The 26,035-nt window shown below is 62.6% G+C and carries 21 protein-coding genes; 13 read left to right on the top strand and 8 right to left on the bottom strand.

Annotated elements, in window-relative coordinates:
- Positions 1 to 176 precede the first annotated feature (176 nt).
- Both CWS72_RS20300 and CWS72_RS20295 read right to left on the bottom strand, forming a co-directional pair.
- The gene (locus CWS72_RS20300; protein ID WP_101252470.1) at positions 177 to 899 is read right to left on the bottom strand and encodes an NUDIX hydrolase; all 723 of its coding nucleotides are present in this window, start codon (positions 897 to 899) and stop codon (positions 177 to 179) included.
- A gap of 38 nt (positions 900 to 937) precedes the next feature.
- On the bottom strand, positions 938 to 3,112 hold the full coding sequence (locus tag CWS72_RS20295; RefSeq protein WP_101252513.1) for a YgiQ family radical SAM protein: 2,175 nt from the start codon (positions 3,110 to 3,112) through the stop codon (positions 938 to 940).
- A gap of 216 nt (positions 3,113 to 3,328) precedes the next feature.
- On the opposite strand from CWS72_RS20295, the gene CWS72_RS20290 reads away from it, so the two are divergent.
- From CWS72_RS20290 to CWS72_RS20275, 4 genes are read left to right on the top strand one after another with little or no spacing between them, the layout of a single operon-like run.
- Positions 3,329 to 3,736 carry a FixH family protein gene (locus CWS72_RS20290; protein ID WP_101252469.1) on the top strand — a complete coding sequence of 136 codons (408 nt, stop codon included), beginning with the start codon at positions 3,329 to 3,331 and terminating at the stop codon, positions 3,734 to 3,736.
- 23 nt (positions 3,737 to 3,759) lie between these two features.
- Positions 3,760 to 5,028, top strand: coding sequence for a TolC family protein (locus CWS72_RS20285; RefSeq protein WP_158240744.1), 1,269 nt, complete (start codon positions 3,760 to 3,762; stop codon positions 5,026 to 5,028).
- Positions 5,025 to 6,524, top strand: a complete 1,500-nt coding sequence (locus CWS72_RS20280; RefSeq protein WP_101252467.1) for an efflux RND transporter periplasmic adaptor subunit — start codon at positions 5,025 to 5,027, stop codon at positions 6,522 to 6,524. Before CWS72_RS20285 ends, CWS72_RS20280 begins: the two co-directional genes overlap by 4 nt.
- Before the next feature lie 21 nt (positions 6,525 to 6,545).
- On the top strand, positions 6,546 to 9,692 hold the full coding sequence (locus CWS72_RS20275; protein ID WP_101252466.1) for an efflux RND transporter permease subunit: 3,147 nt from the start codon (positions 6,546 to 6,548) through the stop codon (positions 9,690 to 9,692).
- 196 nt (positions 9,693 to 9,888) lie between these two features.
- On the opposite strand, the gene CWS72_RS20270 is transcribed toward CWS72_RS20275, so the two are convergent.
- The 3 genes from CWS72_RS20270 to CWS72_RS20260 are packed head-to-tail and all read right to left on the bottom strand — an operon-like array spanning position 9,889 to position 12,669.
- A complete protein-coding gene (locus tag CWS72_RS20270) occupies positions 9,889 to 11,298 on the bottom strand; it encodes an FAD/NAD(P)-dependent oxidoreductase (protein WP_101252465.1) in 1,410 nt (469 codons plus the stop codon).
- Complete coding sequence (locus CWS72_RS20265) at positions 11,295 to 11,585, bottom strand: (2Fe-2S)-binding protein (protein WP_101252464.1); 291 nt, start codon at positions 11,583 to 11,585, stop codon at positions 11,295 to 11,297. The genes CWS72_RS20270 and CWS72_RS20265 overlap by 4 nt, the downstream gene beginning before the upstream one ends.
- Entirely contained in the window at positions 11,566 to 12,669 is a 1,104-nt protein-coding gene (locus tag CWS72_RS20260) for an NAD(P)/FAD-dependent oxidoreductase (protein WP_199175828.1), read from the bottom strand. Before CWS72_RS20260 ends, CWS72_RS20265 begins: the two co-directional genes overlap by 20 nt.
- A 217-nt stretch (positions 12,670 to 12,886) precedes the next feature.
- Here CWS72_RS20260 and CWS72_RS20255 point away from each other — a divergent pair, with 217 nt between their 5' ends.
- From CWS72_RS20255 to CWS72_RS20245, 3 genes are all read left to right on the top strand, one after another.
- Positions 12,887 to 13,693: a MetQ/NlpA family ABC transporter substrate-binding protein gene (locus CWS72_RS20255; protein WP_101252462.1), complete on the top strand. Its 807-nt coding sequence runs from the start codon at positions 12,887 to 12,889 to the stop codon at positions 13,691 to 13,693.
- A gap of 21 nt (positions 13,694 to 13,714) precedes the next feature.
- The gene (locus tag CWS72_RS20250) at positions 13,715 to 14,239 is read left to right on the top strand and encodes a carboxymuconolactone decarboxylase family protein (RefSeq protein ID WP_101252461.1); all 525 of its coding nucleotides are present in this window, start codon (positions 13,715 to 13,717) and stop codon (positions 14,237 to 14,239) included.
- 84 nt (positions 14,240 to 14,323) lie between these two features.
- Positions 14,324 to 15,034 (top strand): aspartate/glutamate racemase family protein, encoded by a 711-nt coding sequence (locus tag CWS72_RS20245; protein ID WP_101252460.1) that lies wholly within the window; start codon positions 14,324 to 14,326, stop codon positions 15,032 to 15,034.
- A 369-nt stretch (positions 15,035 to 15,403) separates the two neighbouring features.
- Here the strand turns inward: CWS72_RS20245 and CWS72_RS20235 are convergent, their stop codons facing one another.
- From CWS72_RS20235 to CWS72_RS20225, 3 genes are all read right to left on the bottom strand, one after another.
- The gene (locus tag CWS72_RS20235; protein ID WP_101252459.1) at positions 15,404 to 16,327 is read right to left on the bottom strand and encodes an EamA family transporter; all 924 of its coding nucleotides are present in this window, start codon (positions 16,325 to 16,327) and stop codon (positions 15,404 to 15,406) included.
- Positions 16,328 to 16,515: 188 nt separating this feature from the next.
- The gene (locus tag CWS72_RS20230) at positions 16,516 to 16,746 is read right to left on the bottom strand and encodes a hypothetical protein (RefSeq protein ID WP_101252458.1); all 231 of its coding nucleotides are present in this window, start codon (positions 16,744 to 16,746) and stop codon (positions 16,516 to 16,518) included.
- A 74-nt stretch (positions 16,747 to 16,820) separates the two neighbouring features.
- Positions 16,821 to 18,662, bottom strand: coding sequence for a sulfotransferase family protein (locus CWS72_RS20225; protein WP_158240743.1), 1,842 nt, complete (start codon positions 18,660 to 18,662; stop codon positions 16,821 to 16,823).
- Between the two features lie 317 nt (positions 18,663 to 18,979).
- Here CWS72_RS20225 and CWS72_RS20220 point away from each other — a divergent pair, with 317 nt between their 5' ends.
- The 6 genes from CWS72_RS20220 (at position 18,980) to CWS72_RS20195 (ending at position 25,753) form a co-directional block, all read left to right on the top strand.
- On the top strand, positions 18,980 to 19,489 hold the full coding sequence (locus tag CWS72_RS20220; protein ID WP_101252456.1) for a prolyl-tRNA synthetase associated domain-containing protein: 510 nt from the start codon (positions 18,980 to 18,982) through the stop codon (positions 19,487 to 19,489).
- A gap of 59 nt (positions 19,490 to 19,548) precedes the next feature.
- On the top strand, positions 19,549 to 21,102 hold the full coding sequence (gene guaA / locus CWS72_RS20215; protein WP_101252455.1) for a glutamine-hydrolyzing GMP synthase: 1,554 nt from the start codon (positions 19,549 to 19,551) through the stop codon (positions 21,100 to 21,102).
- Positions 21,103 to 21,740: 638 nt separating this feature from the next.
- The gene (locus tag CWS72_RS20210; protein WP_101252454.1) at positions 21,741 to 22,535 is read left to right on the top strand and encodes a hypothetical protein; all 795 of its coding nucleotides are present in this window, start codon (positions 21,741 to 21,743) and stop codon (positions 22,533 to 22,535) included.
- 302 nt (positions 22,536 to 22,837) lie between these two features.
- The gene (locus tag CWS72_RS20205; RefSeq protein ID WP_101252453.1) at positions 22,838 to 23,185 is read left to right on the top strand and encodes a transposase; all 348 of its coding nucleotides are present in this window, start codon (positions 22,838 to 22,840) and stop codon (positions 23,183 to 23,185) included.
- Between the two features lie 17 nt (positions 23,186 to 23,202).
- Positions 23,203 to 24,297: a restriction endonuclease gene (locus CWS72_RS20200; protein ID WP_241911823.1), complete on the top strand. Its 1,095-nt coding sequence runs from the start codon at positions 23,203 to 23,205 to the stop codon at positions 24,295 to 24,297.
- 307 nt (positions 24,298 to 24,604) lie between these two features.
- Positions 24,605 to 25,753 (top strand): Fic family protein, encoded by a 1,149-nt coding sequence (locus CWS72_RS20195; protein WP_241911822.1) that lies wholly within the window; start codon positions 24,605 to 24,607, stop codon positions 25,751 to 25,753.
- Positions 25,754 to 26,035 lie beyond the last annotated feature (282 nt).

Raw genomic sequence — 26,035 nt, 5'->3', positions numbered from 1 at the left:
GAACTTGGCGAAGGATGGGTGTATTGGGACAGGGGGATCCTTTGGATCGCCGATGTCCAAGAAAATTTTGCCGGCTGCGGTGACTGTGCCTGATAGCACACCCTCACTCCAGCAGACATCCGGTCGACCCGTGATGGGGATGGGCGGGGTCGCCCAAGCCAATCTGGAAAGATCGGTTACAGCACGTCGGGAATGAGTTTTCGATAGTCGGACATGTCTTCCAGAAAGGCGCGGAGCTTGTCCTTCGGTACGAAAACCGGCGCCGCCATCTCATCGTCCTCCCGTTGTGCAAACCGCAGTTCGGCATCGGTCTTCGAGAGCCGCACGCGGGCGTGCCCAACGATCAGAACGTTGCTGGTGCCCGACAACAAGATGCCGATTCCGCTCATGCTTTCGACAGCGTTTGCGGGAATGCCCACCTCTTCGCGAATTTCCTTGAAAAGGTTTTGTTCGATATCGGAGCCGTTGGAGACCGCCAGCTCATCTTTTTGGACGCCGCCGCCAATGAGGTCGATGGTTCCGTTCCCAGTTCGTTTGCCGAACAGGTAGTAATCGTCAGTCGTCTGGATGAGGGCGATTGTCGAAAGATGATAAAGGGCTTCAAGACGGCATTTCCGATGCTCCTGGTAGAGAGCCGGGAGCGTCGCGACATAGCGATATCGAATTGTGCCCAACCGAAACATCGGCGGGGATCTCGAATTCTCCGAGTCGGCGATGTTCATCACCCGATAGTAGGTGCCGTCCCAAATCGGATACGTCGCCTCGGAGATCCGTTTCCTCCACTCGGCCTCAACGATGCGCTCGTATTCCGGAGGTGCCACCCATTCATGATCCTGCACCGTGACAGCGATGTCCGCGATGGAGAAGCGCTCTTTCCTGAGTATCCGTGGCGTGAACATAAAAGATCCGCGTTTTCAAGACTCAAGCGTCGATGGGCTCAAGCGTCCTTTTTCCGCGCCGGCAACCCTGGCCGGCGCGATTGCGTGGTCTGCTGGGTATAGAATTTCTGGCCACCATGCTTGCGTCCCGCCCGAACGCCTTCGCCGCCGGACAATCCGGTGCCGGCCGGCTGCCAGTTGGGGATCAGGTGATGCTTGCCGGGACCGATCAGGTCGGCGCGGCCCATGCGTTTCAGGGCCTCGCGCAGCATCGGCCAGTTCTCGGCGTCGTGATAGCGCAGGAAGGCCTTGTGCAGGCGGCGCTGTTTCAGGCCCTTGGCGGTGACCACCTCTTCCGAGCCGTTGCGGCGGACCGGCCGCAAGGGATTGCGGCCGCTGTAATACATGGCGGCCGACAGCGACATGGGCGAGGGCAGGAAGGTCTGCACCTGATCGGCCCGATAGCCGTTCCGTTTCAGCCACAGGGCGAGGTTCATCATGTCCTCGTCGGTGGTGCCGGGATGGGCGGCGATGAAATAGGGAATGAGGTAAAGCTCCTTCCCCGCCTCACGCGCGAATTTGTCGAACATCGCCTTGAAGGCGTCGTAGGTGCCGATGCCCGGTTTCATCATCTTGGCGAGCGGGCCCGCCTCGGTATGTTCCGGGGCGATCTTCAGATATCCGCCGACATGGTGGGTGACCAGTTCCTTGACATAAGCCGGATTGCGCACCGCCAGGTCGTAGCGCAGGCCGGAGGCGATATGCACCTTCTTGATGCCGGGAAGGGCGCGGGCCTTGCGGTAAAGCTCGATCAGCGGCGTATGGTCGGTGTTCAGATTCTTGCAGATGTCCGGGAAGACGCAGGACGGCCGGCGGCACAGGCTTTCGGTTTTCCGGTCCTTGCAGGCCAGGCGGTACATGTTGGCGGTCGGTCCGCCCAGGTCCGAGATGATGCCGGTGAAGCCCCTGGTCTTATCGCGGATGTTCTCGAGTTCCTTGATGATCGAGGCTTCCGAGCGGTTCTGGATGATGCGTCCCTCATGCTCGGTGATCGAGCAGAAGGAACAGCCGCCGAAACAGCCGCGCATGATGTTGACCGAGAAGCGGATCATGTCCCAGGCGGCGATCTTCGCCTCGCCGTAAGCCGGATGCGGCGCCCGGGCATAGGGCAGGTCGTAGACGCCATCCATTTCCGGCGTGGTGAGCGGAATCGGCGGTGGATTGAGCCAGACCTCCTTGTCGCCGTGGCGCTGGATCAGCGGCCGGGCGTTGCCGGGGTTGCTTTCCCGGTGCAGAAGCCGGGAGGCATGGGCGTAAAGCACCGGATCGTCCCTGACCTGTTCGAAGGCCGGCAGGCGCACCACCGTGCGATTTGAATCCGTGTCGCCCTTTGAATCAGCGGCACCGGCGTCCCTGCCGGCGTGGGCGCCCTCACCGGCAGGGACGCCGGTGCCGCCAAAGGCTTTTTCGAGGGCATTCTCCCTGATGCCTTCCCAACCGGCGTCCGGCACTCCGGGCTCGTCGTCGAGATGGTCGCTGGCCTCGACGGTCCAGTCCCCGGGGACGGCGTTGCGCAGGAAGGCGGTGCCCCGAATGTCGTCCAGATGCCCGATCGCCTGACCCTTGGCCAGGCGGTGCGCGATGTCGATGATCGCCCGTTCGCCGTTGCCGAAAACCAGCAGGTCGGCCCGGCTGTCCACCAGAACCGAACGGCGCACCTTGTCGGACCAATAGTCGTAATGGGCGATGCGGCGTAGCGAGGCCTCGATGCCGCCGATGACGATGGGGGTGTCACGGAAGGCTTCCCGGCAACGCTGGGAATAGACGATGACCGCCCGGTCGGGGCGTTTTCCCGGCTCGTCGTTGGGCGTGTAACTGTCGTTGTGGCGTATCCGGCGATCCGAAGTATAGCGGTTGACCATCGAATCCATGTTGCCGGCGGTCACCCCGAAAAACAGATTGGGCTTGCCGAGCGCGGCGAAAGCCTTGGCGTCGCTCCAATCCGGTTGGGCGATGATGCCGACGCGGAAGCCTTGCGCCTCCAGCGCGCGGCCGATCACCGCCATGCCGAAACTGGGATGGTCGACATAGGCGTCGCCGGTCACCACGATGATGTCGCAGCTGTCCCAGCCCAGCGCCTCCATCTCGGCGCGCGACATGGGCAGCATGGGGGCCGGACCGAAACGGTGCGCCCAGTAACGACGGTAGCTGAAAATAGGCTTGGCGCTATCCATGGCGCGGGCTCGGCAGTCCTCTTTTGTCGGCAGGGGCCGGATCATAGGCGAAACCCGAGGGCAATTGGAAGGGTTCCAGCTTCCCCTTGGGCCAAGGTAACACTCACCGGCGAATATGTTACACTATGTTACGCGCAATCCTCGGGCCGCGGCGCTAACCATGATCCGACAAAATCATGCGTTGCAATTTATGCCGCGTAACGAGGAGCATCGAAAATGCGTTATCCGTTTCAGCGCCGCTTCGCCACCCTGCTGGCGATCTGTACCCTGACGATCATGGCGGCGGGGAGCGCCCACGCCGATCCCAAGGATTACCGCTTCGAGGCGGTGCAGGCCCATGTCAAGGCGGCCGGCGACACCGTGGTGGCCTTGCGTCTGATTCATATCCCCGACAACAAGCCGGTGACCGACGCCGTCATCTTCGGCAGCAAGATGGAAATGCCGATGGCCGGCATGGCCCCCATGGCGACCAAGGTCGCCGCTCTGAAGTCCACCACGCCGGGTGAATACCGTTTCCAGACCGATTTGTCGGACGGCGGCTCATGGACATTGACCGTTTCGGCCAAGGTTCAGGGCGAAACCGGCACGGTGAGCGGCTCGGTTCCCTTCATAGCGATGAAGTGATCCTGGGGTAAAGGGGAATGGCGATGACCTTGATCAAAATGTCCTGCCGTGTGGTGGCGTTGCTCCTGTTCCTGCCGACGGCGGGTTGGGCGGACGAGCACCATGACCAGGCAATGGACGCGCCGGATCTCGATCAATTGATCGCCATCGCCCGGCAGATGAGCCCGGAACTGGCGGCGGCGGCCTTGGAAAGCGACGCCGCCGCCGCCAAGGTCGCCGGCGCCGACAGCCTGCCGGATCCGAAATTTCAGTGGCAGCCGATGGATATTCCCCGCGGCGCCGATAATTATCTGCCCAGCCAGTTGCCCCGCACCGACAAGTTTTTTCTGCAACAGGAATTTCCCCTGTGGGGCAAACGCGACCTCAAGCGCGAAATCGCCGAGGCCGACGCCAAGAAGATGGCGGCGCTGCGCGGTGTGGTGGAAAACGAGGTGGTGGCCCGGGTCAAGGCCGCCTATGCCGAGTATCACGAGGTCCATCAGGCGATGGACCTCGATCGCGAGTTGCTGCCCCGGCTGACCACCGTCGCGCGGCTGGCCTCGGCCCGCTATGCGCAAGGGGTGGGCAGTCAGCAGGAAGCCACCAGCGCCGAAATCGAACGGACCCAGTTGCAGACGGAACTGTTGGTGTTGGAAGGCCAGCGGCGCACGTTGAAGGCCCGCCTCAATACCCTGATCGGCCGCGATCCTCGCGCGCCCATCGTCGAAACTCCCCATTTGCGCGCTTTGCCGGGCGACATCGAATTGGGCGACTTGACCGAGCGCGCGCTCCGGCTCAATCCGGACTTGCGGGCCGAGGACTCCGCCATCGCTTCGGCGAATAAAACCGCCGATCTCGCCGAGAGGGGATTGTATCCGGACATCGCCGTCACCTTCGGCGGCGTCAAATCCTATGGGCGGTTTTCCGGTTACGAGGGGATGCTCGAAGTGACGCTGCCCATCCGCGGCGATCTTCACGACGCCGAGATCGGCGCGGCGAAAGCCAGCGCCGGGGCCGCCCGGTCGAAACGCGACGCCAAGGAACTGGCGATCCAGAATGACCTGAGCGAGGCCTATTGGAGCTTCGAGACGGCCAGGAAGATGGAAAAGCTGATTGTCGAAAGCTCGCTTCCGCAAGCCCGCCTCGGCTTCGAGAGCGCCCAGCACGCCTATGCGGTGGGCAAAGGAGAGTTCATCATGGTGCTGACTGCGGAACAGCAGTGGCGGAAAACCCACCTCGACCATTTGAAGGCCCAACTCGAGCAGCAGATCCGTCTGGCCGAGATCGAAAAACTGCTGGGAGGCGAGCTATGAGCCGGAAGACCTCATCCGCCGCGATCGCCATTGCCGGTGTCGCCGTCATCGCCGCCCTTGGCGGCGGCTATTGGCTGGGCCGTTCCCAGATCGTCCCTCTTCCCTCGTCGGCGGGAGGCGAACATTCCGCCGCCGCCGGGCATTCGTCCGGGGAACCGGAGGCCCGCTCGGGCCAGGCCCATCCTCACCCGCAAGGGGAGACGAAAAGCAAAACGGTCCTCTATTACAAAGACCCGATGGGCAAAGCCGATTTTTCGCCGGAACCCAAGAAGGACGCCACGGGCATGGATTACCTGCCCGTCTACGCCGAGGAGGAGGCGGCGGCCGCGCCGGCCGCCGTGGCGCTTCCGGCTCCGGTCCAGGGCAAGGGAAAGATCCTTTTCTACCGCAATCCGATGGGCCTGCCCGATACCTCGCCGGTTCCCAAGAAGGATCCCATGGGCATGGACTATGTGCCGGTCTTCGAAGGTGACGACGACGGTGGACCGATCGTCAAGATCTCGGTCGACAAGGTCCAGAAACTGGGCGTCAGAACGGCGGCGGTGGAACGGCGCCAACTGACCCATACCGTGCGGGCGGTCGGCACGGTGCAGGTCGACGAGCGGCTCCTGCGTCTGGTGACGCCGAAGTTCGAAGGCTATGTCGAGGCGCTGCATGTCAACACCACCGGCCAACTGGTGCGCCGGGGCGAGCCCTTGATGGAGATCTACAGCCCGGATCTGGTGCTGGCGCAGGAGGAATATCTGGCAGCCGCGAAAAGCCTGGAAAGCCTTGACGCCGATGCCAGCACCGAAGCGCGCGCGTCGGCCCGCCTGCTGGTCGACGGCGCCCTTCAGCGTCTTCGCAACTGGGACATCCCGTCCGGAGAACTGGCAAGACTCAAAGGCCGGGGGATCGTCTCGCGCACCCTTGCCCTGCCCTCCCCGGCGGACGGGGTGGTCCTCGAGAAGAACGTCATCAGCGGTCAGCGCTTCATGCCCGGCGAAGTGCTCTACCGGATCGCCGATCTGTCCAACGTCTGGCTGATCGGCGAGGTCTATGAGCAGGAACTGTCCTATATCCGGGTTGGACAGACCGCCCGGGTGACCTTCAACGGCATGCCCGGTGAGACCTTCACCGGCAAGCTGACCTTCATCTATCCGACCTTGTCGGCGGAAACCCGCACGGTGAAGGTGCGCATCGAGTTGCCCAACCCCGGCTTGCGCCTGAAGCCCGCCCTTTACGGTTCGGTGGATATCGCGACCGCCGCAGCCGACCATGCCGCGCTGGCCGTGCCCGATTCGGCGCTGCTCGATTCCGGCACGCGCAAGGTTGTCCTGGTCGAACGCGGCGAGGGGCGATACGAACCTCGCGAGGTGACGACCGGCGCGCGGGCCGACGGCTATGTCGAGATCGTCGACGGCCTGGCGGCGGGGGAAACCGTGGTGACCAGCGCCAATTTCCTGATTGATGCCGAAAGCAATCTGCGCGCCGCGCTGCAAAGCTTCCATCACTGATCGCCGCCGGAGTTTCCAGTCATGATTGCCAGCATCATCCGGTGGTCGGTGAAGAACACTTTCCTTGTTCTTCTGGCCACGGTCGCCATCATCGCCGCCGGCGTCTATGCGACGGAACATCTGCCGCTCGACGCGCTTCCCGACCTGTCCGACACCCAGGTGATCCTCTATACCGACTATCCCGGTCAGGCGCCGCAGGTGGTCGAGGATCAGGTTACCTATCCGCTGACCACGGCCATGCTGAGCGTGCCGAAGTCCAAGGTCGTGCGGGGATTTTCCATGTTCGGCACCAGCTTCGTCTATGTCGTCTTCGAAGACGGCACGGACATCTACTGGGCGCGTTCGCGGGTGCTGGAATATTTGAGTTTCGCCGCCAAGAGGCTGCCGCCCGGGGTGACCCCGTCGCTCGGGCCGGACGCCACCGGCGTCGGCTGGGTCTATCAATATGTGGTGCAGGCGAAGAACAAGAGCCTGGCCGAACTGCGCACCATTCAGGACTGGTTCCTGCGCTACCAGCTGGCCAAGGCGGAAGGCGTCGCCGAAGTGGCCGGTATCGGCGGTTTCGTCCAGCAATATCAGGTGGTGGTCGATCCGCAGAAGCTGCAGTCCTACAACATCTCGCTGGACAAGGTGTCGTCGGCGATTCGCAAGAGCAACACCGACGTCGGCGGGCGCTCCATCGAAATGGCCGAGACCGAATTCATCGTGCGCGGACGCGGCTATCTGCGGAGCATCGAGGATCTCGGGAAGATCGCGCTGAAGGCGCAGAACGGCACGCCGATCCTGCTGCGCGACGTGGCAAGGGTGGAACTGGGGCCGGACGAGCGGCGCGGTTTCGCCGAACTGAACGGCGAGGGCGAGGCGGTCAGCGGCATTGTCGTCCAGCGCTATGGGCAAAATGCTCTCGACGTCATTCAAAACGTCAAGGACAAGCTTGCCGAGATCGCCAGCGGTCTTCCCGAAGGAGTGAGCATCAGTTCGGTCTACGACCGTTCCGACCTCATCCTGCGGGCGGTGCATACGCTGAAGCGGACGCTTATCGAGGAAAGCCTGATCGTCGCCGCCGTCTGCATCATTTTCCTGCTGCATCTGCGCAGTGCCCTGGTCGCCATCCTGATGCTGCCGGTCGGCGTCCTGATCTCCATCATCGTTATGCAATTCCTGGGGCTGACCTCGAACATCATGAGCCTGGGCGGCATCGCCATCGCCGTCGGCGCCATGGTGGACGCCGCCATCGTGATGATCGAGAACGCCCACAAGCATCTCGAACGGATGAAGCCGGGCGATTCCCGCGTTCAGGCGCTGATCGAGGCGGCTATCGAAGTGGGGCCGTCGCTGTTTTTCGGCCTGCTGATCATCACGGTGTCGTTCCTGCCCGTGTTCACCCTGGAATCGCAGGAAGGCCGGATGTTCAAGCCGCTGGCCTTCACCAAGACCTTTTCCATGGCCGGCGCCGCCGTGCTGTCGGTCACCCTGGTGCCGGTGCTGATGGCCCTCTTCGTTCGCGGAAAAATCCTTCCGGAACATAAGAATCCGATCAACCGCCTCCTCATCTGGCTCTATCGGCCATTGATCAGGATGGTGCTGAATTGGAAGGGGGCGACCATCCTGCTGGCCCTCGCCATCCTGGGCATTTCGGCCTATCCGATCAGTCAGGTGGGCTCGGAATTCATGCCCCGCCTCTATGAAGGGACGCTGCTTTATATGCCGACCACCTTGCCGGGCGTGTCGGTGACCAAGGCGGCCGAGTTGATGCAGACCCAGGACAAGATCATCAAGAGCTTTCCGGAAGTCGAATCGGTGTTCGGCAAGGCGGGGAGGGCCGACACCGCCACCGATCCGGCACCCATCGAAATGTTCGAGACGACGATCAATCTGAAGCCACAGGAGGAATGGCCGGCCGGCATGACCATCGACCAATTGATCGCCGACATGGACAAGGCCTTGCAGATCCCGGGCGTCAGCAACGCCTGGACCATGCCGCTGCGCGGACGTATCGACATGCTGTCCACCGGCATCCGCACGCCCATCGGTATCAAGGTGTTCGGCAAGGACCTGACCGAGATGGAGCGGGTGGCCAAACAGATCGAGCAGGTGGTCAAGGCGGTTCCCGGCACCACCAGCGCCTATGCCGAACGCATCATGGGCGGCTATTATCTGGAGATTCTGCCCGATCGCGACGCCCTGGCCCGCTATGGGCTGGTCGTCGGCGACCTGCAGGAAGTCATCCTGACCGCCATGGGCGGCGAGATGGTGACCACTACCGTCGAGGGCCGCGAGCGATTCTCGGTCAATGTGCGCTATCCCCGGGATTTCCGCAGCGATCCGCAAGCCATCGGCACCCGCATCCTGGTGCCGACGATGGATGGCCAGCACATCCCCCTTGGTCAGTTGGCGAAGATCCAGCTGACCAAGGGCCCCTCCACGATCCGGACCGAGAACGCCCTGCTGTCGGCCTACATCTACGTCGATATCCGCGATCGCGACATCGGCGGCTATGTCGCCGACGCGAAAAAGGCGGTCGAGACGCAGGTGCAGATGCCGCCCGGCTATTACGCCACCTGGAGCGGCCAGTTCGAATATATGGAACGCGCCAAGCAGAAGATGAAGATCGTGGTGCCGGCAACCATCTTCGTCATCTTCCTGCTGCTCTATGTGAACTTCAAACGCCTGACGGAGACCTTGATCGTCATGCTGTCGCTGCCCTTCGCCCTGATCGGCGGCGGCTGGCTGATGTGGTGGCTGGGCTTCAACATGAGCGTGGCGGTGGCCGTCGGCTTCATCGCCCTGGCCGGCGTCGCCGCCGAAACCGGGGTGGTCATGCTGATCTATCTCGACCACGCCTTGCAGGCGGTGCGGGCCGAACGGGAAAAGAACGGCGAACCCTTGACCCGGGCGGATCTATACGCGGCCATCATGGAAGGCGCGGTCGAACGGGTGCGGCCGAAGATGATGACGGTGGTCGCCATCATGGCCGGCTTGTTGCCGATCATGTGGAGTACCGGAACCGGTTCGGAAGTCATGCGCCGCATCGCCATGCCGATGGTGGGCGGGATGATCTCGTCCACCGTGCTGACCCTGGTCGTCATCCCCGCCATCTATGCCCTGGTCAAGGAATATACCCTGCTGCGCCATCCCGGGGCGCAGGCGCCGAGGGAGAAAAAATGATGGCGGGCGGTTCTCCTCCGTCGGGGGCCTGTTGATGAGTTTTCGAATCGATTTCCCTGGAGATGCTTTAGATCCGCATCACGTTCCAGCTTGTTTTCCAAACCCTTGGCTCTAACGGAGGCATCCGCGTGCCTGGTGCGGCCTCATACCAATTCTCGTCGATCGAAACTTGGTTTCCGCGCCGAAAGACGTCCGATCACTCTTCAGAGTTGGCCAGAACCTCCAGGGACATCGGCTCCAACGGTGGGCGCACGGTCATTTCGCCGACGTCCTCCATCGTCCGGCCGGTTTCCGCCACCACCAAGTTGGCGAGGCTGGCCGAGCAGAACCGGCCCTGGCAGGACCCCATGCCGCAGCGGGTGAAGGCTTTTATCTGGTTGACGCCGGCGCATCCATCCCGCAGCAAATTTCGCACGGTGCCGGCCGTTACCCCTTCGCACCGGCAGAGGATGGTTTCGTCCGGCGGCGCCAGGAAACCGGCGCCGGGCGGAGCGATGCGGTCGAGGAAGCGCCGCAGCCCCATGGCCCTGCGGCGGGTTCGTTGCAGCGGTCTGGCCAGCCGGTCGCGCTCGGCCACCGACAGCCGGTGCAGGCGACAGGCGGTGTCGAGGGCGGCCATCCGACCGGCGGCGATGGCGGCGCGCCAGCCCGCTATGCCGGTGCCGTCGCCGGCCACGGCGACGGTTTCGATGCTGCTGTTGCCCCAACCATCCAGCCGTGGCCGCCAGCTCCATTGTTCCGCCGACCATTCCTGAGCGCATCCCAAAAGGCGGGTGATCCGCGTGTCGGGAATCAATCCGGCATGGAGCAGGACAAGATCGGCGGCAATGCTGCCTCTGCCCCCGGGGCCGTCCCAGAAGATTGTCTCCGCGGGTCCGTCGTCCCCCTTGCCCAGGATGCGCAAGTTCTTGACGCCGCGATGGATCGGGATATGGGCGCGGCGCAACCGATGGACCAATCGGAGGCCGTAGGACAACAGGTCCGGTCCGCCGGAAACGGCCGCAGGCAAGCGCGGCAGGCCGGCCAGGGCGTCGCCGATGGTCGACGTGTCGAGCACCGCCGCGACGTCCGCGCCGAAGCCGGCAAGCTGAGCGGCCACCATGGTCAGCAATGGCCCGCTTCCGGCCAGAACGACACGGCCGGTGGGAACCAGCCCCGACTGCTTCATCAGCAATTGCGCCGCGCCGGCGGTCATGACGCCGGGCCGCGTCCAGCCCGGGATTGGGCAGGGGCGCTCCTGGGCGCCCGCGGCGATCAGGAGACGGCTCGCGTGCATGGTTCTTGGCCCGGCGGGCGTGCTGGCATGAACCGATCCGTCGGGTTCAACAGACCAGACGGAGCTGCCCGACAATATTGTCGTTCCTGCCCGCTTCACTGCCGCAAGAAGTTCGAGGCCGGCCTCGGCATAGGCGGAAAAACAGGCTAGATCCCCCGGCCGGTGGCGTGCCGCCGCGACGAGATCCCGGAACACCGATCCTCCCGGCTCGGGATGATTATCAAGAATGAGCGATCGAACGCCATGACGGGCGCTTTCGACGGCCGCCGCCAACCCGGCTGGACCGCCCCCGATGATGATCAGGTCAAAGCTGTCGGACGGTCCGCTCATGGGAGGTCCTTTCGGGCGAGCGTATCGAAGTCGATCCGCATGCCATCCTGGACGGACGTCATGCAGGCGCGCCTGCCGGATTCTCCGTCGATGGTGACTCGGCAGCCGAAACAGGCGCCCATCAGACAAAAAGGGCCGCGAGGACGATCATCACCGGTTGACCCGGAAACATTGCTCCCGCCGGCCAGCAGGGCGGCGGCGGCGGTGCTGCCGAGGGGAACGGGAACCGGCCGGGAATTGATGATGACCGTGACGGTCGGAACGGTCTCAGACCGGGGGCGAAACATGGAAGCGCTCCAGTTGGAAGGTCCGAAGACCGTCGGGAAGCAAGCCGCCGGCGATCGCCGGCGCGAGGACGAGGGCGTGGACAGGGCTCAATGTCACGCCGCTGTGGCAACTGATGATGAAACATCCGGGGTGGTCGGCGGGGCTGTCGTAAATCGGAAGGCCGTCGGGGCTCATGATCCGCAAGGCGCCCCATGCCCGGACAACCTGGACCTTTTTCAGAAACGGGAAGAAACGGATGGCCTTCCGGGCGATCGCGGCCAGCACCTCGGGCCGGGTTCCGGTATCGAATCCCACATCCTCCTGGGAACTGCCGATCTGCACGGTGCCATCGGCGGTCTGCCTGACGATGCTGGTGGGCAACCCGAATGCCGGGGCCAGACGCTCGGTGATCAGAACCTGTCCGCGGATGGGGTGCAGGGGGACGGCCACGCCCAGTTGTTCCGCGACGGAGCGAGTACCCAGTCCGGCGGCGAGCACCAGTTGGGCCGCCTCGACGCCGCCCGACGAGGTTTCGGCGACATAGCCGCCGTGGTCGAGGGCGCGCAGGCCGACAACGCCGGCGTGGGAGCGGACCGGGACTCCCAACCGGGCGAGGGCGGTGTGCAAGGCGGAAAGCAGGCGCAGGGGATCGACATGTCCGTCATAGGGCGTGAAGACGCCTCCGGCCACATCGGCGGCGATGCCCGGAAAATGGCGCCGCAAACCTTCCGCGTCGAGCCGTTCATAGGCAAAGCCCAAGTCCCGGGCCTCGGCGGACAGTTGTTCCATCTGGTTCAGCCGGTTTGCCAGTTCCTGTTCGGTCTGGCAGAGCTCGACGCCGCCCCTCTGCTCGAAGGGCACCGCGATGCCTGAAATATCGGTCAGATCGGTAAGAAATTGCCGCCACAGGCCGGCCGAACGCCGGGTCCAGCGGGCATAGGCGGGAGCGCCCAGGCCCTTTCCTTGGACCCAAATCAAACCGAAATTGCCTCGGCTGGCGCGCAGGGCGACATCGCCCTCATCGAGCACGCAAACGTTCACCCCCTGCCTGGCCAATCCGTAAGCGATGCTGGCGCCGATCAGTCCGGCCCCCACGACGAGCACATCATGGCTTCGGTGATCCGGGGGGGTGTTCCTTCCCTTGGTTACCCGGCTGAGACTTGCTTCCTTCAATTTTCACGGACCCGGATCATTCGAGCAAAATCAACAAAGTTAATATGTTAATTAAAAAATTTGACACAAAATAACGTTTATATATTTTTGTTTCCACATAAATCCCTGATTTGTCACCGGGCAGCCTATAAAAAGGTTCGGATTCGCCATGAAACCAAACATATCGTTCGTCGCCGCTCTTCGGTCCGTCCTGGCGGCCATTGCGCTGATCGCTTGCGGCACGAGCGCCCATGCGGCCGAACAGCCCTTGCGCGTTGGGGCATCGCCGGGTCCCTTCAGCGATTTCCTGCAGGAGGCCGCGAAACTTGCCAATGCCCAGGGATTTCCGGTGCAGGTAACCGAATTCACTGAACCGACCCAGATCAACGAGGCGACCCAGGCCGGCGACATCGACGTTTCCAATTTCCAGCATGTCCCCTACATGCAGCGACAGAACGAATCGAGGAAGTACGACATCGTCTCGATCAAGCCCAGTTTCGTGGCCCCGGCCGGCGTCTATTCCGCTCGCTACAAATCCATCGCGGAAATACCGGCCGGAGCCAAGATCGGCATTCCCAACGATCCGGCGAATGAGGCTCGCGCCTTGGTGCTTTTGCAGCGAGAAGGTCTCATCACGCTCAGGGACCCGCAATCGCTGACGGCCGGTGTCGCGGACATCGTCGAGAATCCCAGGAGGCTCGATATCCTGCTTCTGGACGAGGTTCAGCTTCCCCGCGTCTTGACGGATCTCGGCGCCGGCGTGGTCACCCTGAACAAGGGAGTGCTGGCCGGCCTCAATCCCAAGACGGCGTTGGCTCTGGAGGACAAGACCTCGCAATGGGCGATCGTCTGGTCGGCGCGTGCGGACCGGAAGGACGATCCCAGGATCCGGCGTTTCATAGAGATATTCGAATCCGATGCGATCAAAACACTCATTCTCACCCGCTTCAACGGGACGGTAATTCCGGCCTGGTGACCTTTCGCAGAGGCGCTTTTCATGAGCATCATTTCTCCTGTCGATCCCGATCGTCTGGACGATCAGCGGCGTCAGGCCTTTCAGGACGAGGTGACCCGCGTCGGGCAGGTCACCAATATGAAGCGGGCTATTTTGCATTCCTTGCCGGCCTATCGGACTTACAAGGAGTTCTACGCCCTGCAACTGGCGACGAGGCAGCTGGTCGGCGAGCGCGCCTTCAATATCTTTGCCTACGCCATCTCCTCGGGATCCGATTGCCTGCTCTGCTCGACTTTTTTTCGCCGGCTTTTGCGCGAATCCGGTATCGATCCCAAGGATTTTGAGCCGACAGCGGTCGAGAAGATCCTGATCGATATCGGCGGTGCCATCGGGCGCGGGGAGAGAGCGCTGCCGCAGGAAACGCAGGCCCGACTGCGACAGCATTTTGACGAAGCCGGCATCGTTACGCTCGTCGCCTTCGCGGGGACCATGGTCGCGACCAACATCTTCAACAGTGTTCTCGAAATCGATCTGGACGACTATCTCCAAGGTTATCAGGATGCCTGATGCCTGATGCGTGAGGTTTTTAGCGGTTGTCCGGAAATAACGGCGTCATTTCCGGACAAGGCCCTGGAGGGGAAGGGACGTTTCATGACCAAAAAGACCTTTTACGGGGTCTCCGTCGGCATTCTGATGGTGAAAACGCATTTTCGACGGTTTCCCGGCGATATCGGCCACGCCGGGACTTGGTCTTTTCCCGTTCAGTACCGCATCGTCAGCGAGGCGGTCCCCGCCCGCATGACGGATCTGCACAATGCCGGCCTTCTGGAGCCTTTCAAGCGGGCAGCGGTGGAATTGATCGAAAGCGGCGTCGACGGGATCGCGACTACCTGCGGTTTTCTATCCATCTATCAGCGTGAACTGGCGGAATTCTGCGGCGTCCCCGTGGCCACCAGCAGCCTGCTGCAAGTGCCTATGGTCAAGCGGTTGCTGTCATCCCGACAGGAGATCGGCATCCTGACCTATGACGGAAGCGCCCTTAACGGCCCCTATCTGGAGGCGGTCGGGATTGCTCCCGATACGCCGGTTGCGGGCATGCCGCCGCAGTCCGAATTCGTCCGCTCGATCAAGGAGGGGGACGACACGGTGGCCTACGAAATCCTCCGCGACGAGGTTCTGGCCACCACCGAAGCGCTGCTGCGGTCTCGACCGAACATCGGCGCCATCGTCAGTGAATGCACTAATCTTGCTCCGTTTTCGGCGGCGATCAGCGACCGTTTCGGGCTTCCTGTTTTTGATGCCGTCACCTTGGTAAACTGGTTCCACGCCGGATTGCGACCCCGGCACTATCCCGTCGACTGACCGTCGCTGGCATTCAATCCGGCAATGCCGCCGCTGTCTCGTTGCAGGGCGGTCGGAAAGTAGTCTGGTCGGGGCCCGCTTCCTCGATGCCTGCTACGCCTGAGATCTCGACTTCCGGCGAACCATCGCCGCGAACGAGCGCGGCTCCAAGTGCGGAAGCAATCTCTGGCAGCCTCATCGGTTCCGCCGCGGGCGACGCCCATCATCTCGTCAACAAAACCGGGGCCGATGTCCTCTATCTGGAGATCGGCGACCGCACTGCGGGGGACGCCGTTTCCTACCCTGACGACGACATCGCGTTGGCACGCACATCGGAGGGGCAGTGGAAGATCCTCCACAAGGACGGTTCGCCCTATGAGGGGGGAGCCGTTACTCGCTTGGCTGAGCCGCCATCCCGGCGGAGGTTCTGCGCGCCGCCACCAGCGGCCAGAAGAAATTGAGGGCCAAGCCGCTCAGCACCAGCGCGGCGGCGGCCAATTTCCAGGGCTGCAGGGGTTCGTTCAGCCATAGGGCCGAGGCGCCCATGCCGAACACCGGTACCATGAGGGCCATCGGGCTGACGCTGGCGGCCGGATGCCGGGCCAGCAGCCAGGCCCACAGGGCGTATCCGAACATGGTGTTGCCGACCGACTGCCAGAGGACCGCCGCCCAGGTTCCCGGACCGGCCTGAACGAGGCCGGCGGCGATGGCCGGCCACCCTTCGAGGGCGAGCGACAGGATGAGAAGCGGTGGCAGCGAAAACGGGCTCGCCCACACCACATAGGCCAGCATATTGATCCGGCCGTTGCGCCGCGCCACCAGATTGCCGCCGGCCCAGGACAGGGCGGCGCCCAGCACCAGAGCCAGCCCGAACGGGGTGACCGAGCCGTTGGCATGCAGGCCGATCAGGCCGATGCCGGCACAGGCCAGCAGCACGGCGAGCCATTGAAAGCCGCGGACCCGCTCGCCGCTCGTCAGCATCGAAAGGCCGATGGTGAAGATCACCTGGGTTTGGACGACCAGCGAGGCGAGGCCGGGGGAGATATGTCCCTGCATGGCCAGATAGAGCAAGCCGAACTGACCGACGCCGATCAGGATGCCATAGGCCGCCAGATTGCCCCAGGTCGCCGCCGGGCGCTTCAGGAAGAAGATGGCCGGCAGCGCCACCAGAGCGAAGCGGAGGGTGGCGAACAGCATCGGCGGCAGGACGTCGAGAGCTTCCCTGATGACCACGAAATTGGTGCCCCAGACGGCCACGACCAGAACCGCCAGCGTAACGTGACGCCAGGGCAGGGGGGCGGAACGGGTCGTCATTTTCTAGTCTCCGGATGAGAGCGCCTTCGGTTCGCTAAACAGGACCGATGATCGCGGCGGCGGGGCTTCGTGGCTGTTCATATTGGCGGGCGGGACCAGGTTGTCCATCTCCCGCCCGTGTTTTTTTGACCGTCATCCGGCCGGTGACGCGTCTTACGTCACCGGGACTGGGCGTCGATGCGGTATCGTCAATATTTTGGGGCCGCGAGCGGTTCGTATCCCTGCTCCTTCAACGCCGAAACGCATTTCTGTTCGAGGATGGAGACGTTGGTGTTCGTCGTCGTCAGCAGATGGTTATAGGGGCCGCATTGGGCGGTGGCGCCGGTCGCAGCGTTTCGCAGATAGATCGGTTCGCTTTTGCAGGCGGTCAACAGACAAACGGCGGCAAGGGCCGCGACGGTCGTAATTCTCATGGTCATGGATCGTTCCTTCCCCCGACAAGGCCTTCTCCCCTCCCCCGTTTCCCCGGGATAGGGGCGTCGTCGGCGCGACTTTACTCCGGCGAAGAGGTCGGCGCGACCATAATAACGCCCTCCAGGGCGTCGAGCAGGGGCCGGGCAAGGTCGCCGTAAACGTGCCAACGTCCCACCGAGGTCGCGTACAGCGGTTGGCGGACCTGCATGGCGCTGGCGGTGCGGACCACCCGTTGGGTCCGGTGGAAATCGAGGCACCGGGGATCCCATTCCAGGCCGCAATGTTCCAGGATGCGTCGCGCCTGCCCCTCCATGTCGGCGACCACCTCCTCATAGCGGACTTCCAGCATCACGTCGGTGGGCAATGTCCGGCGCCAATAGGCCATCAGGGCGTCGTAGGCCCGGTAATAACGGCCCAATTCGGCCAGATCGTAAGCGAAGGGGTGGCGCCCGGAAAACAGCTTGGAGAAGAAGGACAGGCATGTGTCGACGGGATCGCGGACGGCGTGGATGATTTTCGCCTCCGGCAAGGCCAGGCGGATCAGGCCGATCTGGGCGAAATTGCCGGGCATCTTGTCGACGATATGGGGATGCCCGGGCGCGCGGCGCGCCACGGCGTCCACATAGGCGGCGCCCAGACGGCGCCATGCCTCCTTGGGCAGCAGGGGGGCGGCCTCGGGCAGGGGCAGGCCGCTCGATCGCGTCCACTCGTCGGCGAGATGCTGGAGATCGCGCAATTCGCCGGCTCCGAAAACCTGCGGATGACTGGCGAGAATCTGCTCGATCAAGGTCGTTCCCGATCGCGGCATGCCGACGATGAAGATCGGCAGGCGGGATGAAAAGCCCGCCTTGGATTCGCGCGCCAGCAGTTCGGGGGTATAAATTTCGGGAAGGCGGGCCAGCGCCTGCAAAGTGGCGGCTTCGTCATAGACGAGGCTTTGCCGCTTGAGCCGGTTGCCGGCCAGCATTTGGCGGAACGAGTCCTCCTGGCGGCCGGCGTCGGCATAGACCTTGCTCAGCGCGAAATGCAGCTCCATCCGGTCGGCTTCGGGCAGCGACGCCATGTCGGCGGCGAGATCCTCCATGCGGCGCAGGTCGGGTCCGTCGGGGGCGACCTTGCCGGTTTCGGCCAGCATGCGGTGGAAGCAGCCGCGCCGGGGCGCCAGGTCGATGGCCAGTCTGAAGGCGCCGTAAGCGCCGACGGCGTCGCCGGTGTCGAGCAGGGCGGTTCCGATATTGTAATGGGCCTCGGCATAGGCGGGGGCGAGGGTGGTCGCCCGCCGGTAGCAGGCCAGCGCTTCCCCGGCACCGCCGAGCGTCTGCAAGGCCGAGCCGAGGTTGTTGTAGGACTTGGCATCTCCGGGCAGTAGTGCTACGGCGGCGCGATGGCAGGCCAGGGCCAGGTCCGCCCGTTTCAGTCCCTGCAGGGAGTTGCCCAGATTGTTGTAAGCCTCGGCGAAATCGGGATGGAGCGCGAGAGCCTGCCGATAATGGCCGCAGGCTTTCCGGTGATGCCCGAGGGCGGCGCGCAGATTACCCAGCCCGTAATGGGCCGCGGCCGATTGCGGTTCGAGGACCAAAGCCATCCGGTAACAGTCCGCCGCCGCCTCGTGACGCCCGCAGACCGCATATCCATCCCCGAGATTGACGTGGATATGCGCCGACAGCGGATCGAGGGCGAGCGCCCGGCGCAATTCCGTCATCGCCTGCCCGCCCTGGCCCTTCAGCATCAGCACGGAGCCGAGATTGGCCTGGGCGGCGGCGCTGGTCGGATCGAGGGCGAGCGAGCGGCGATAACAAGTCAGCGCCTCGTCGCCGCGGTTCAGGGATTGCAGGGCGTTGCCCAGCGTGAACAGCTTCTCGGGCGAGAAGAGCGGGTTGCCGGACTCTGCGTCGCTATCCTGGAAAGGGGGTGTGTTCAAGGGAACCGCGCTGCTGGAGGATGACGAAGGGATTATGCTCGATTCCGCATTGGACAATGCGTCGGATGCGGATGTTTTTTTATAACGCCGTCAGAGGCATGTCGTCATCGTCCACGATGGGGTACTGCGAAAGTTGTTACTTCATTGTCTGATCGAAACGACACCGCTTCGCCCGGTCCGCCCGGTTGTTGGGCGAGGGCGGAGTGGGGGCAGGGCGGGGCCTGGTCGTTTTCTTATCGTAATGAGTGACGGGCGGCTTTCGAACGGGCGCTCCGCGCGGTACACTCCCAAAAAAAACTCAAGGACGTGATTTCCCCATGGACGATATCCGGCTTCCCTATAGCCCCGAGGCGCTGTTCGCCCGGCTCGACGCGCTGGGCATTTCCCATCCGACCACCCGTCACCCGGCGGCCTTCACCGTCGAGCAGGGCAACCGGGTGTGGGGCGACATTCCCGGCATGCATTGCAAGAATCTGTTTCTCAAGGACGCCAAGGGGAAGCTCTGGCTGGTGGTGGCGCCGGCCGAGCGGCGGATCGATTTGAAGCGCCTGCCCGACGTCATCGGTTCGGCCCGACTGTCCTTCGGTTCCGCCGCCCTGTTGGAGGAGGTGCTGGGGATCCGCCCCGGTTCGGTGACCCCTTTCGCGCTGGTCAACGATCCTGGTCATCGGGTGCGGGTCGTCCTGGATGCCGGCATGATGGACGAGCCCCTGCTCAACTACCATCCGCTGAGCAACGAGGCGACCACCACCGTCACCAATGCCGACTTTCGCAAATTTCTGAAGGATTGCGGCCACGAGGTGCGGATCGTCCGCCTGCCGGGCTAACTTTCCTTGTTCCGCCCGCCCGGCTTGGATAAAGTCCGGGCTCTCGTGGTGGAGGTCCCATGTCAGACCGTATTCTTATCGTCGATTTCGGCTCGCAGGTTACGCAACTGATCGCCCGGCGCGTGCGCGAAAGCGGCGTTTATTCCGAAATCCATCCCTTCAACAAGGTGACGGCGGAAAGCCTCAAGGCTTTCGCCCCCAAGGCCATCATTCTTTCGGGGGGGCCGGCCTCGGTCACCGAGGCGACGACGCCACGGGCCCATGAGGCGATCTTCACCCTCGGCGTGCCCGTGCTGGGCATCTGTTACGGCCAGCAGACCATGTGCGCGCAACTGGGCGGCAAGGTCGAAGGCAGCGATCACCGCGAGTTCGGCCGCGCCTTCGTCGATATCGTCGACGATTGCGCGCTGTTTCACGGTGTCTGGGCCAAGGGCGGCCGCGAGCAGGTGTGGATGAGCCACGGCGACCGCGTGACGCAGTTGCCCCCCGGCTTCCGTGCGGTCGGCACCTCGGAGGGGGCTCCCTTCGCCGCCATCGCCGACGACGCGCGGCGCTTCTACGCCGTCCAGTTCCATCCCGAGGTGGTGCATACACCGCACGGCGCCCAGCTTCTGCATAATTTCACCCACCGGGTGGCCGGCTGTTCCGGCGACTGGACCATGCGGGCGTTCAAGGATCACGCCATCGAGACGGTGCGCCGTCAGGTCGGCTCGGGCCGCGTCATTTGCGGCCTGTCGGGTGGCGTCGACAGTTCGGTGGTGGCCGCCCTGCTGCATGAGGCCATCGGCAGCCAATTGACGTGCGTGTTCGTCGATCACGGCCTGATGCGCGCGAACGAGGCCGATCAGGTGGTCACCGTCTTCCGCGACCGCTTCAATATCAAGCTGGTCCACAAGGACGCCTCCGACCTGTTTCTCGGCAAGCTGGCCGGCAAGACCGACCCCGAGGAAAAGCGGAAAATCATCGGGGCCACCTTCATCGACGTCTTCGAGGAGGAGGCCCGCAAGGTGGGCGGCGCCGATTTCCTGGCGCAGGGCACGCTTTACCCCGACGTCATCGAATCGGTGAGCTTCACCGGGGGGCCGTCGGTGACCATCAAGTCCCATCACAATGTCGGCGGCCTGCCCGACCGTATGAATATGAAACTGGTCGAACCCTTGCGCGAACTGTTCAAGGACGAGGTCCGCGCGCTGGGCCGCGAACTGGGCCTGCCCGACGAGATGGTCGGCCGCCACCCGTTCCCCGGTCCTGGCCTGGCCATCCGTATTCCCGGCCAGGAGATCACCCGCGAAAGGCTGGAAATCCTCCGCAAGGCCGACGCCGTCTATCTCGACGAGATCCGGAAGGCGGGGCTCTACGACGCCATCTGGCAGGCCTTCGCCGTCCTGCTGCCGGTCCGCACCGTCGGAGTGATGGGCGATTCGCGTTCCTACGACTATGCCTGCGCCCTGCGCGCGGTGACCTCGACCGACGGCATGACCGCCGATTTCTACCCCTTCCCCCACGATTTCCTGGCCCGCGTCGCCAACCGCATCATCAACGAGGTCAAGGGCATCAACCGGGTGACCTACGACATTACCAGCAAGCCGCCGGGGACCATCGAGTGGGAGTAGGGGAATCGGCGGGAACCGGCGGTTCTGGCGCGAAATTACGCTGAAAAGGTAGCGATTCCCGTCGTTTCTGTTTACGGCTGCGCCTGCATCATCAACGGGACGGGGTGATTCGCTAAAGGGCTGATTTTCAGGCGTTTCGCACGTCGGCTTTTTTGTGGGATGCCAAGCAGCGAGAAAAATTGACGGTATCTGCCGGGCGTGGACATGGCCAAAAGCAAAATACCGTCGGCGCAAAATCGCCTCTGACGGTACGGTTTCTGCCCTTAACTCGCTGATTTTGTGCTGAAAATCTGAATCCAGCGGCAGTGTTTTTGCCTGACGGTATATGGCGCCCGATGATAGCTGGCTTTCGGGCTAACTCATTGCACTAAGAAGAGAATTTTCGGGGGCATCTGTGCTGGGCGAAAGGCCTTTTTAGCGCCCATGGTGGTCGTTTCGAAGGTTGCGCCAGTTCCCGAGAGCGGACCTTCCGCAAGCCACCTGCGCCGACAGGATTGGGCCATGAGCGGCCCTAGCCGGCTGGCACGCAGCCGAAACGCGTGATAGCATTTCTTCAGCGCAGGGGCTTTGGAAGCGGTGCTGCACGAAAATCAACCTCATGAGAGCTATCCTGATCGCCCAGCGACGGAGGGATCGGCATGGGAAGCGTAATCGTCACTAAGGAGACTGCGGCGCAGCGTCAGATCGACGCCGCCATCAGGATGTACTTCGCGCAAGAGGACGAACTGGCGGTGCAAACGGTGGCAGCCGCAGCCTACACGATCCTCAGGGACCTTCAGGATCCTTTGCCGAAGAAAAAAGACCAGCCGAAGGAAGGCCTTTGGTATCAGGACATAGTGAAGCGCGGTCTGGGGGTTCTGGCTCGGAAAATGGAACAGGGACCGCTTGACGAGCGGGACATCGCTTTTTTGGCTGAGCCCACCTACCGTTCGCTGGTCGAAAGGTTGGTTCTGGCTCGGAAAACCCAGTCGGATTTTGATGAACGGTTTCTGTTCGGCGAACTCACGTCCGAGGATGAACGGATCATTGCCGAGAACGGAGGTCAACCGCCTAGCTTCGTGAAAGATGCCCTGTCTCTCGTGGACAGCAAATTCGTGAAGAAAATAGCCGATTATTTCAACGAAGTGCCGAATTTCCTGAAGCATGCCGACCGGATGAAGGTGGCGGGTCTCAAATTGGACGAAGTTGACAATGTCACCCTGCTAATCCAGGCAAGCGCCGCATTTAGGTCCTTGATGTCATATTTCACCTTGGAAATGGAATTGTTCCTCGATGTCTGCGCTGCGGAAGGCTCGTTTGATTACGATCCTTTCCTATTATCTGCGGAGGACTTCAACGATCTTGACCATGCTGGTAAATGTGGGAAGTGCCTCGACCTCATAAGGCAAGCGAGGGCAAAGTTCCCTTCGTTCATTGCGATCCCCATAGGGTGAGGTAAATTCTGGAGTGGTTCTTTCGCCCGACCTCGGGGGAATCTTCCCAACAGTAATGAGACGTTTATTCCAGTTCTTCCGCGGCGCGGCAACCGATCACCGCCCCTTATGCGCCGGGCGGGACGCCTCCGCGTCCCTTGGATCCGCGTCAACGATGGCCCTGTGTGCCAATGATTCTTGCGACAACCTCGGGCTATGAGGTTTAGTGAGGATCACACAGGAGGCAGTCAGTGTCGGATGAACGGCCTGCGTATGCAGGCGGGACGGGTGTTGAGGTTTCGGGGTCACCTCCGGATCCGGAGGTGACCCCGAAACCTCGGCGGAGAACGCTGACCGCCGCCTACAAGGCGGCCCTACTGGCGGAATTGGATAATTGCCAACCAGGAGAAGCTGGTGCGATTTTGCGCCGGGAAGGCATTTATTCTTCTTCGATATCAGAATGGCGCAGACTTCGGCGCGCGGGGCAATTGGTGGAGACCAAGCGTGGCCCGGCGCCGCTTGTGCCCGTAAAACAGGCTCCTGAAAACAAAGAACTTCTTCGTGAAAACCGCCGTCTGAAGCGCGAACTGGAAACGGCTCACCTGATCATCGATATCCAAAAAAAAGTAGCGATGTTGATGGAAGCCAAACGGAACGACGACGACTCCTGACGGGTTTTATCGTCGCCATGCCGAAAGGGCAGCGCCGGGCCGCCTGTGTGGCGACCGGCTTGGTCCGCTCGCGCTTGTACAGCCGCTCGACGCGCGTCACCGTCGTGACGCCGCAGCGCCCTCACCATCGAGCATTGACGCCGATCGAGCGGCAAGCCGTTCTGGATGTCCTGCATGAAGTGCGGTTCATCGACCAGGCGCCTGCTGAAATCTATGCGATCCTGCTTGATGAAGGCCGTTACCTCTGTTCGATCCGGACCATGTATCGGATCCTGGCGGCCAATGCCGAAGTGCGCGAGCGCCGCAATCTGCGCCGTCATCCCGTTTATACCCGGCCGGAATTACTGGCCACCGGCCCCAATCAGGTCTGGTCCTGGGATATAACGAAGCTCAAGGGACCGGTGAAAGGACAGTTCTTCAAGCGTGGCCGGTTTGCCATCACTCCCTCGGGAACGGCTTTGCTCGCGAACCCGCCCACCAAGCTTGACACCCAACACCTACTGTCCGTGCCGGCGTTCCGCGAGTTCTACCGGGCCGATCAACCCGAGGAGACAGTCGGCGCGACGACGCAAGGTGCAGCGCCCAGTGCGACACCCGAGGAAGTGATCGAGGCAGCGTTCAACGCCACGCAGGCCGCGCTCCGAACAGAGCTTTTGGAACGCATCCTCCAGAACGGACCGGGCTTCTTCGAGGGGCTGATTGTCGATCTTCTCGTTGCCATGGGCTACGGCGGTTCGCATCGAAATGCGGCGGCTCAACTCGGTCGAACCGGCGATGGCGGTGTCGACGGCGTGATCAACGAGGATGTTCTGGGCCTTGACCGCGTTTATGTGCAGGCCAAACGCTACACCCCCGGCACATCCGTTGGTCGTCCTGACGTTCAGGCTTTCACAGGCAGCCTGGTCGGGCTCGGTGCGACGAAGGGCGTGTTCGTCACGACCTCGACGTTTTCTCCGCAGGCCGTCGAATTCGCCGCACGCATCCCGCAACGCGTCATCCTGATTGACGGGAAGAGGCTCACCGAACTCATGATCGAGCACGGCGTCGGCGTCCGATCGAGCCGCGTGCTGGAGTTCAAGCGTATCGATGAGGATTTTTTTGTCGAGGAATGACCGGCACGGTTGCCGCATTTCGCGGTCTTGCGTTCATGCCCTGTGCCTTCGATCTCCCTCTCTCGATGAGCAACGAGAACGCTGGCCGCCGCCGCGGCGCGGTCTCGACATATTCTCTCTCCTGTTCGTTCAGCCACCTCGGCCGCTCACAGACGGAAAGACCACTCAACGGGCCTGTTCAGATGCCCGCGCATTCTCGACAAGGTCTGGGAAACCGCCTGAGATGCCCGCTTCAAGCTGCCTGGGATGGGTATGCGGAGATGGCTCGCATCATACGCTGCAAATTTCGCGGTGATTGCCCTTGTCCATGCGGAGAAAGAAGACCATATTCACCGCGAAAGGTGCGGTGAATATGGTCTATATCCACGAGTTGGAAGATTGGCCACGGTTCAGGTGGGCGGAGGCAGTGATCAGCGGGCCGCTGGCAGCCGTTCGTCATCGCCAGGGCCGGCTGATTGGTCGCATGGAGGCGCTCGGCTTCGATCTCCGGACCGAAGCAGTTCTCGCCACTCTGACCGAGGACGTGGTCAAGTCGAGCGAGATAGAGGGTGAGAAGCTCGACAAGGAGCAGGTGCGCTCGTCGATCGCCCAGCGCCTCGGCCTGGACATCGGCGCGCTCACTCCGGTCGATCGAAACGTCGAAGGCGTGGTCGAGATGATGCTCGACGCCACGCAGAACTATGCCCGGGCGCTGACCGAGATGCGGTTGTTCGACTGGCATGCCTCGCTCTTCCCGACCGGGCGAAGCGGCATGACCAGGATCGCCGTCGGAGCCTGGCGCGACGAGAGTTCCGGTCCCATGCAGGTGGTCTCTGGTCCCTATGGGCGCGAGCGCGTGCATTTCGAGGCACCGAATGCGGGCCGATTATCTCATGAGATGACGGCCTTCCTTGTCTGGTTCGAGGGCGAAACGGGCATCGACCCCGTATTGAAGTCCGCCGTCGCGCATCTCTGGTTCGTGACGATCCATCCCTTCGAGGATGGCAATGGTCGGATCGCCCGGGCGATCGCCGACATGGCTCTCGCTCGTTCAGAGGGCAGCCCGCAGCGCTTCTACAGCCTATCGGCCGAGATCCAGTTGGAACGGAAGGGCTATTACGCTGTCCTCGAGCGCACGCAGAAGGGCGATCTCGACATCACGGAGTGGATCACTTGGTTTCTGGCCTGCCTCGACCGGGCGATCGACGGAGCCGAGGCGGTCCTCGGCAATGTTCTTCGCAAGGCCCGCTTCTGGCGGCAAATGGAGGGCCAACCGCTGAACGACCGGCAGCGTGCGATGATCAACCGTCTCCTCGACGGCTTCGAGGGCAAGCTGACGTCGTCGAAATGGGCCAAGCTCACGAAAGTGTCGCCCGACACGGCCCTGCGTGACATCAACGATCTCATAGGGCGAGAGATCTTGATCAGAGATGAGGCCGGGGGGCGCAGCACGAGCTATTCGCTCGCGCCCAGCTAATTCGAATCCGAGCTCTATGATTTTGCTCCGGATTCGTTTTGCTCGCACTCCGGGTTCCCTTACGTGGATGGAGTGATGAAACCTCTGCCATCTGCGGAGTTTGCCGAGGAAACCTCACAGTGCCACCTACATTTCCGAACTACGATGATTGGTCATATATGAACGATAATACGTAAGCGGTGTTCTCAGGCCACGGCCTTGATACTGGCGGCGGCGTAAGCCCAAGGCAGCAGATCGTCGAGGCCTGTTTGCGGATGGCCGGCGACGATGCGGGTGATGACG

The sequence above is a fragment of the Telmatospirillum siberiense genome, from assembly GCF_002845745.1.
Classification (GTDB): Bacteria; Pseudomonadota; Alphaproteobacteria; order Rhodospirillales; family Magnetospirillaceae; genus Telmatospirillum; species Telmatospirillum siberiense.
This window is presented reverse-complemented; position numbering and strand designations above follow the sequence as displayed.

Coding starts and splice junctions, on each gene's coding strand:
- CWS72_RS20300 (WP_101252470.1), bottom strand. CDS start 899: ATGTTCACGCCACGGATACTCAGGAAAGAGCGCTTCTCCATCGCGGAC.
- CWS72_RS20295 (WP_101252513.1), bottom strand. CDS start 3,112: ATGGATAGCGCCAAGCCTATTTTCAGCTACCGTCGTTACTGGGCGCAC.
- CWS72_RS20290 (WP_101252469.1), top strand. CDS start 3,329: ATGCGTTATCCGTTTCAGCGCCGCTTCGCCACCCTGCTGGCGATCTGT.
- CWS72_RS20285 (WP_158240744.1), top strand. CDS start 3,760: ATGACCTTGATCAAAATGTCCTGCCGTGTGGTGGCGTTGCTCCTGTTC.
- CWS72_RS20280 (WP_101252467.1), top strand. CDS start 5,025: ATGAGCCGGAAGACCTCATCCGCCGCGATCGCCATTGCCGGTGTCGCC.
- CWS72_RS20275 (WP_101252466.1), top strand. CDS start 6,546: ATGATTGCCAGCATCATCCGGTGGTCGGTGAAGAACACTTTCCTTGTT.
- CWS72_RS20270 (WP_101252465.1), bottom strand. CDS start 11,298: ATGAGCGGACCGTCCGACAGCTTTGACCTGATCATCATCGGGGGCGGT.
- CWS72_RS20265 (WP_101252464.1), bottom strand. CDS start 11,585: ATGTTTCGCCCCCGGTCTGAGACCGTTCCGACCGTCACGGTCATCATC.
- CWS72_RS20255 (WP_101252462.1), top strand. CDS start 12,887: ATGAAACCAAACATATCGTTCGTCGCCGCTCTTCGGTCCGTCCTGGCG.
- CWS72_RS20250 (WP_101252461.1), top strand. CDS start 13,715: ATGAGCATCATTTCTCCTGTCGATCCCGATCGTCTGGACGATCAGCGG.
- CWS72_RS20245 (WP_101252460.1), top strand. CDS start 14,324: ATGACCAAAAAGACCTTTTACGGGGTCTCCGTCGGCATTCTGATGGTG.
- CWS72_RS20235 (WP_101252459.1), bottom strand. CDS start 16,327: ATGACGACCCGTTCCGCCCCCCTGCCCTGGCGTCACGTTACGCTGGCG.
- CWS72_RS20230 (WP_101252458.1), bottom strand. CDS start 16,746: ATGACCATGAGAATTACGACCGTCGCGGCCCTTGCCGCCGTTTGTCTG.
- CWS72_RS20220 (WP_101252456.1), top strand. CDS start 18,980: ATGGACGATATCCGGCTTCCCTATAGCCCCGAGGCGCTGTTCGCCCGG.
- guaA (WP_101252455.1), top strand. CDS start 19,549: ATGTCAGACCGTATTCTTATCGTCGATTTCGGCTCGCAGGTTACGCAA.
- CWS72_RS20210 (WP_101252454.1), top strand. CDS start 21,741: ATGGGAAGCGTAATCGTCACTAAGGAGACTGCGGCGCAGCGTCAGATC.
- CWS72_RS20200 (WP_241911823.1), top strand. CDS start 23,203: ATGCCGAAAGGGCAGCGCCGGGCCGCCTGTGTGGCGACCGGCTTGGTC.
- CWS72_RS20195 (WP_241911822.1), top strand. CDS start 24,605: ATGCGGAGAAAGAAGACCATATTCACCGCGAAAGGTGCGGTGAATATG.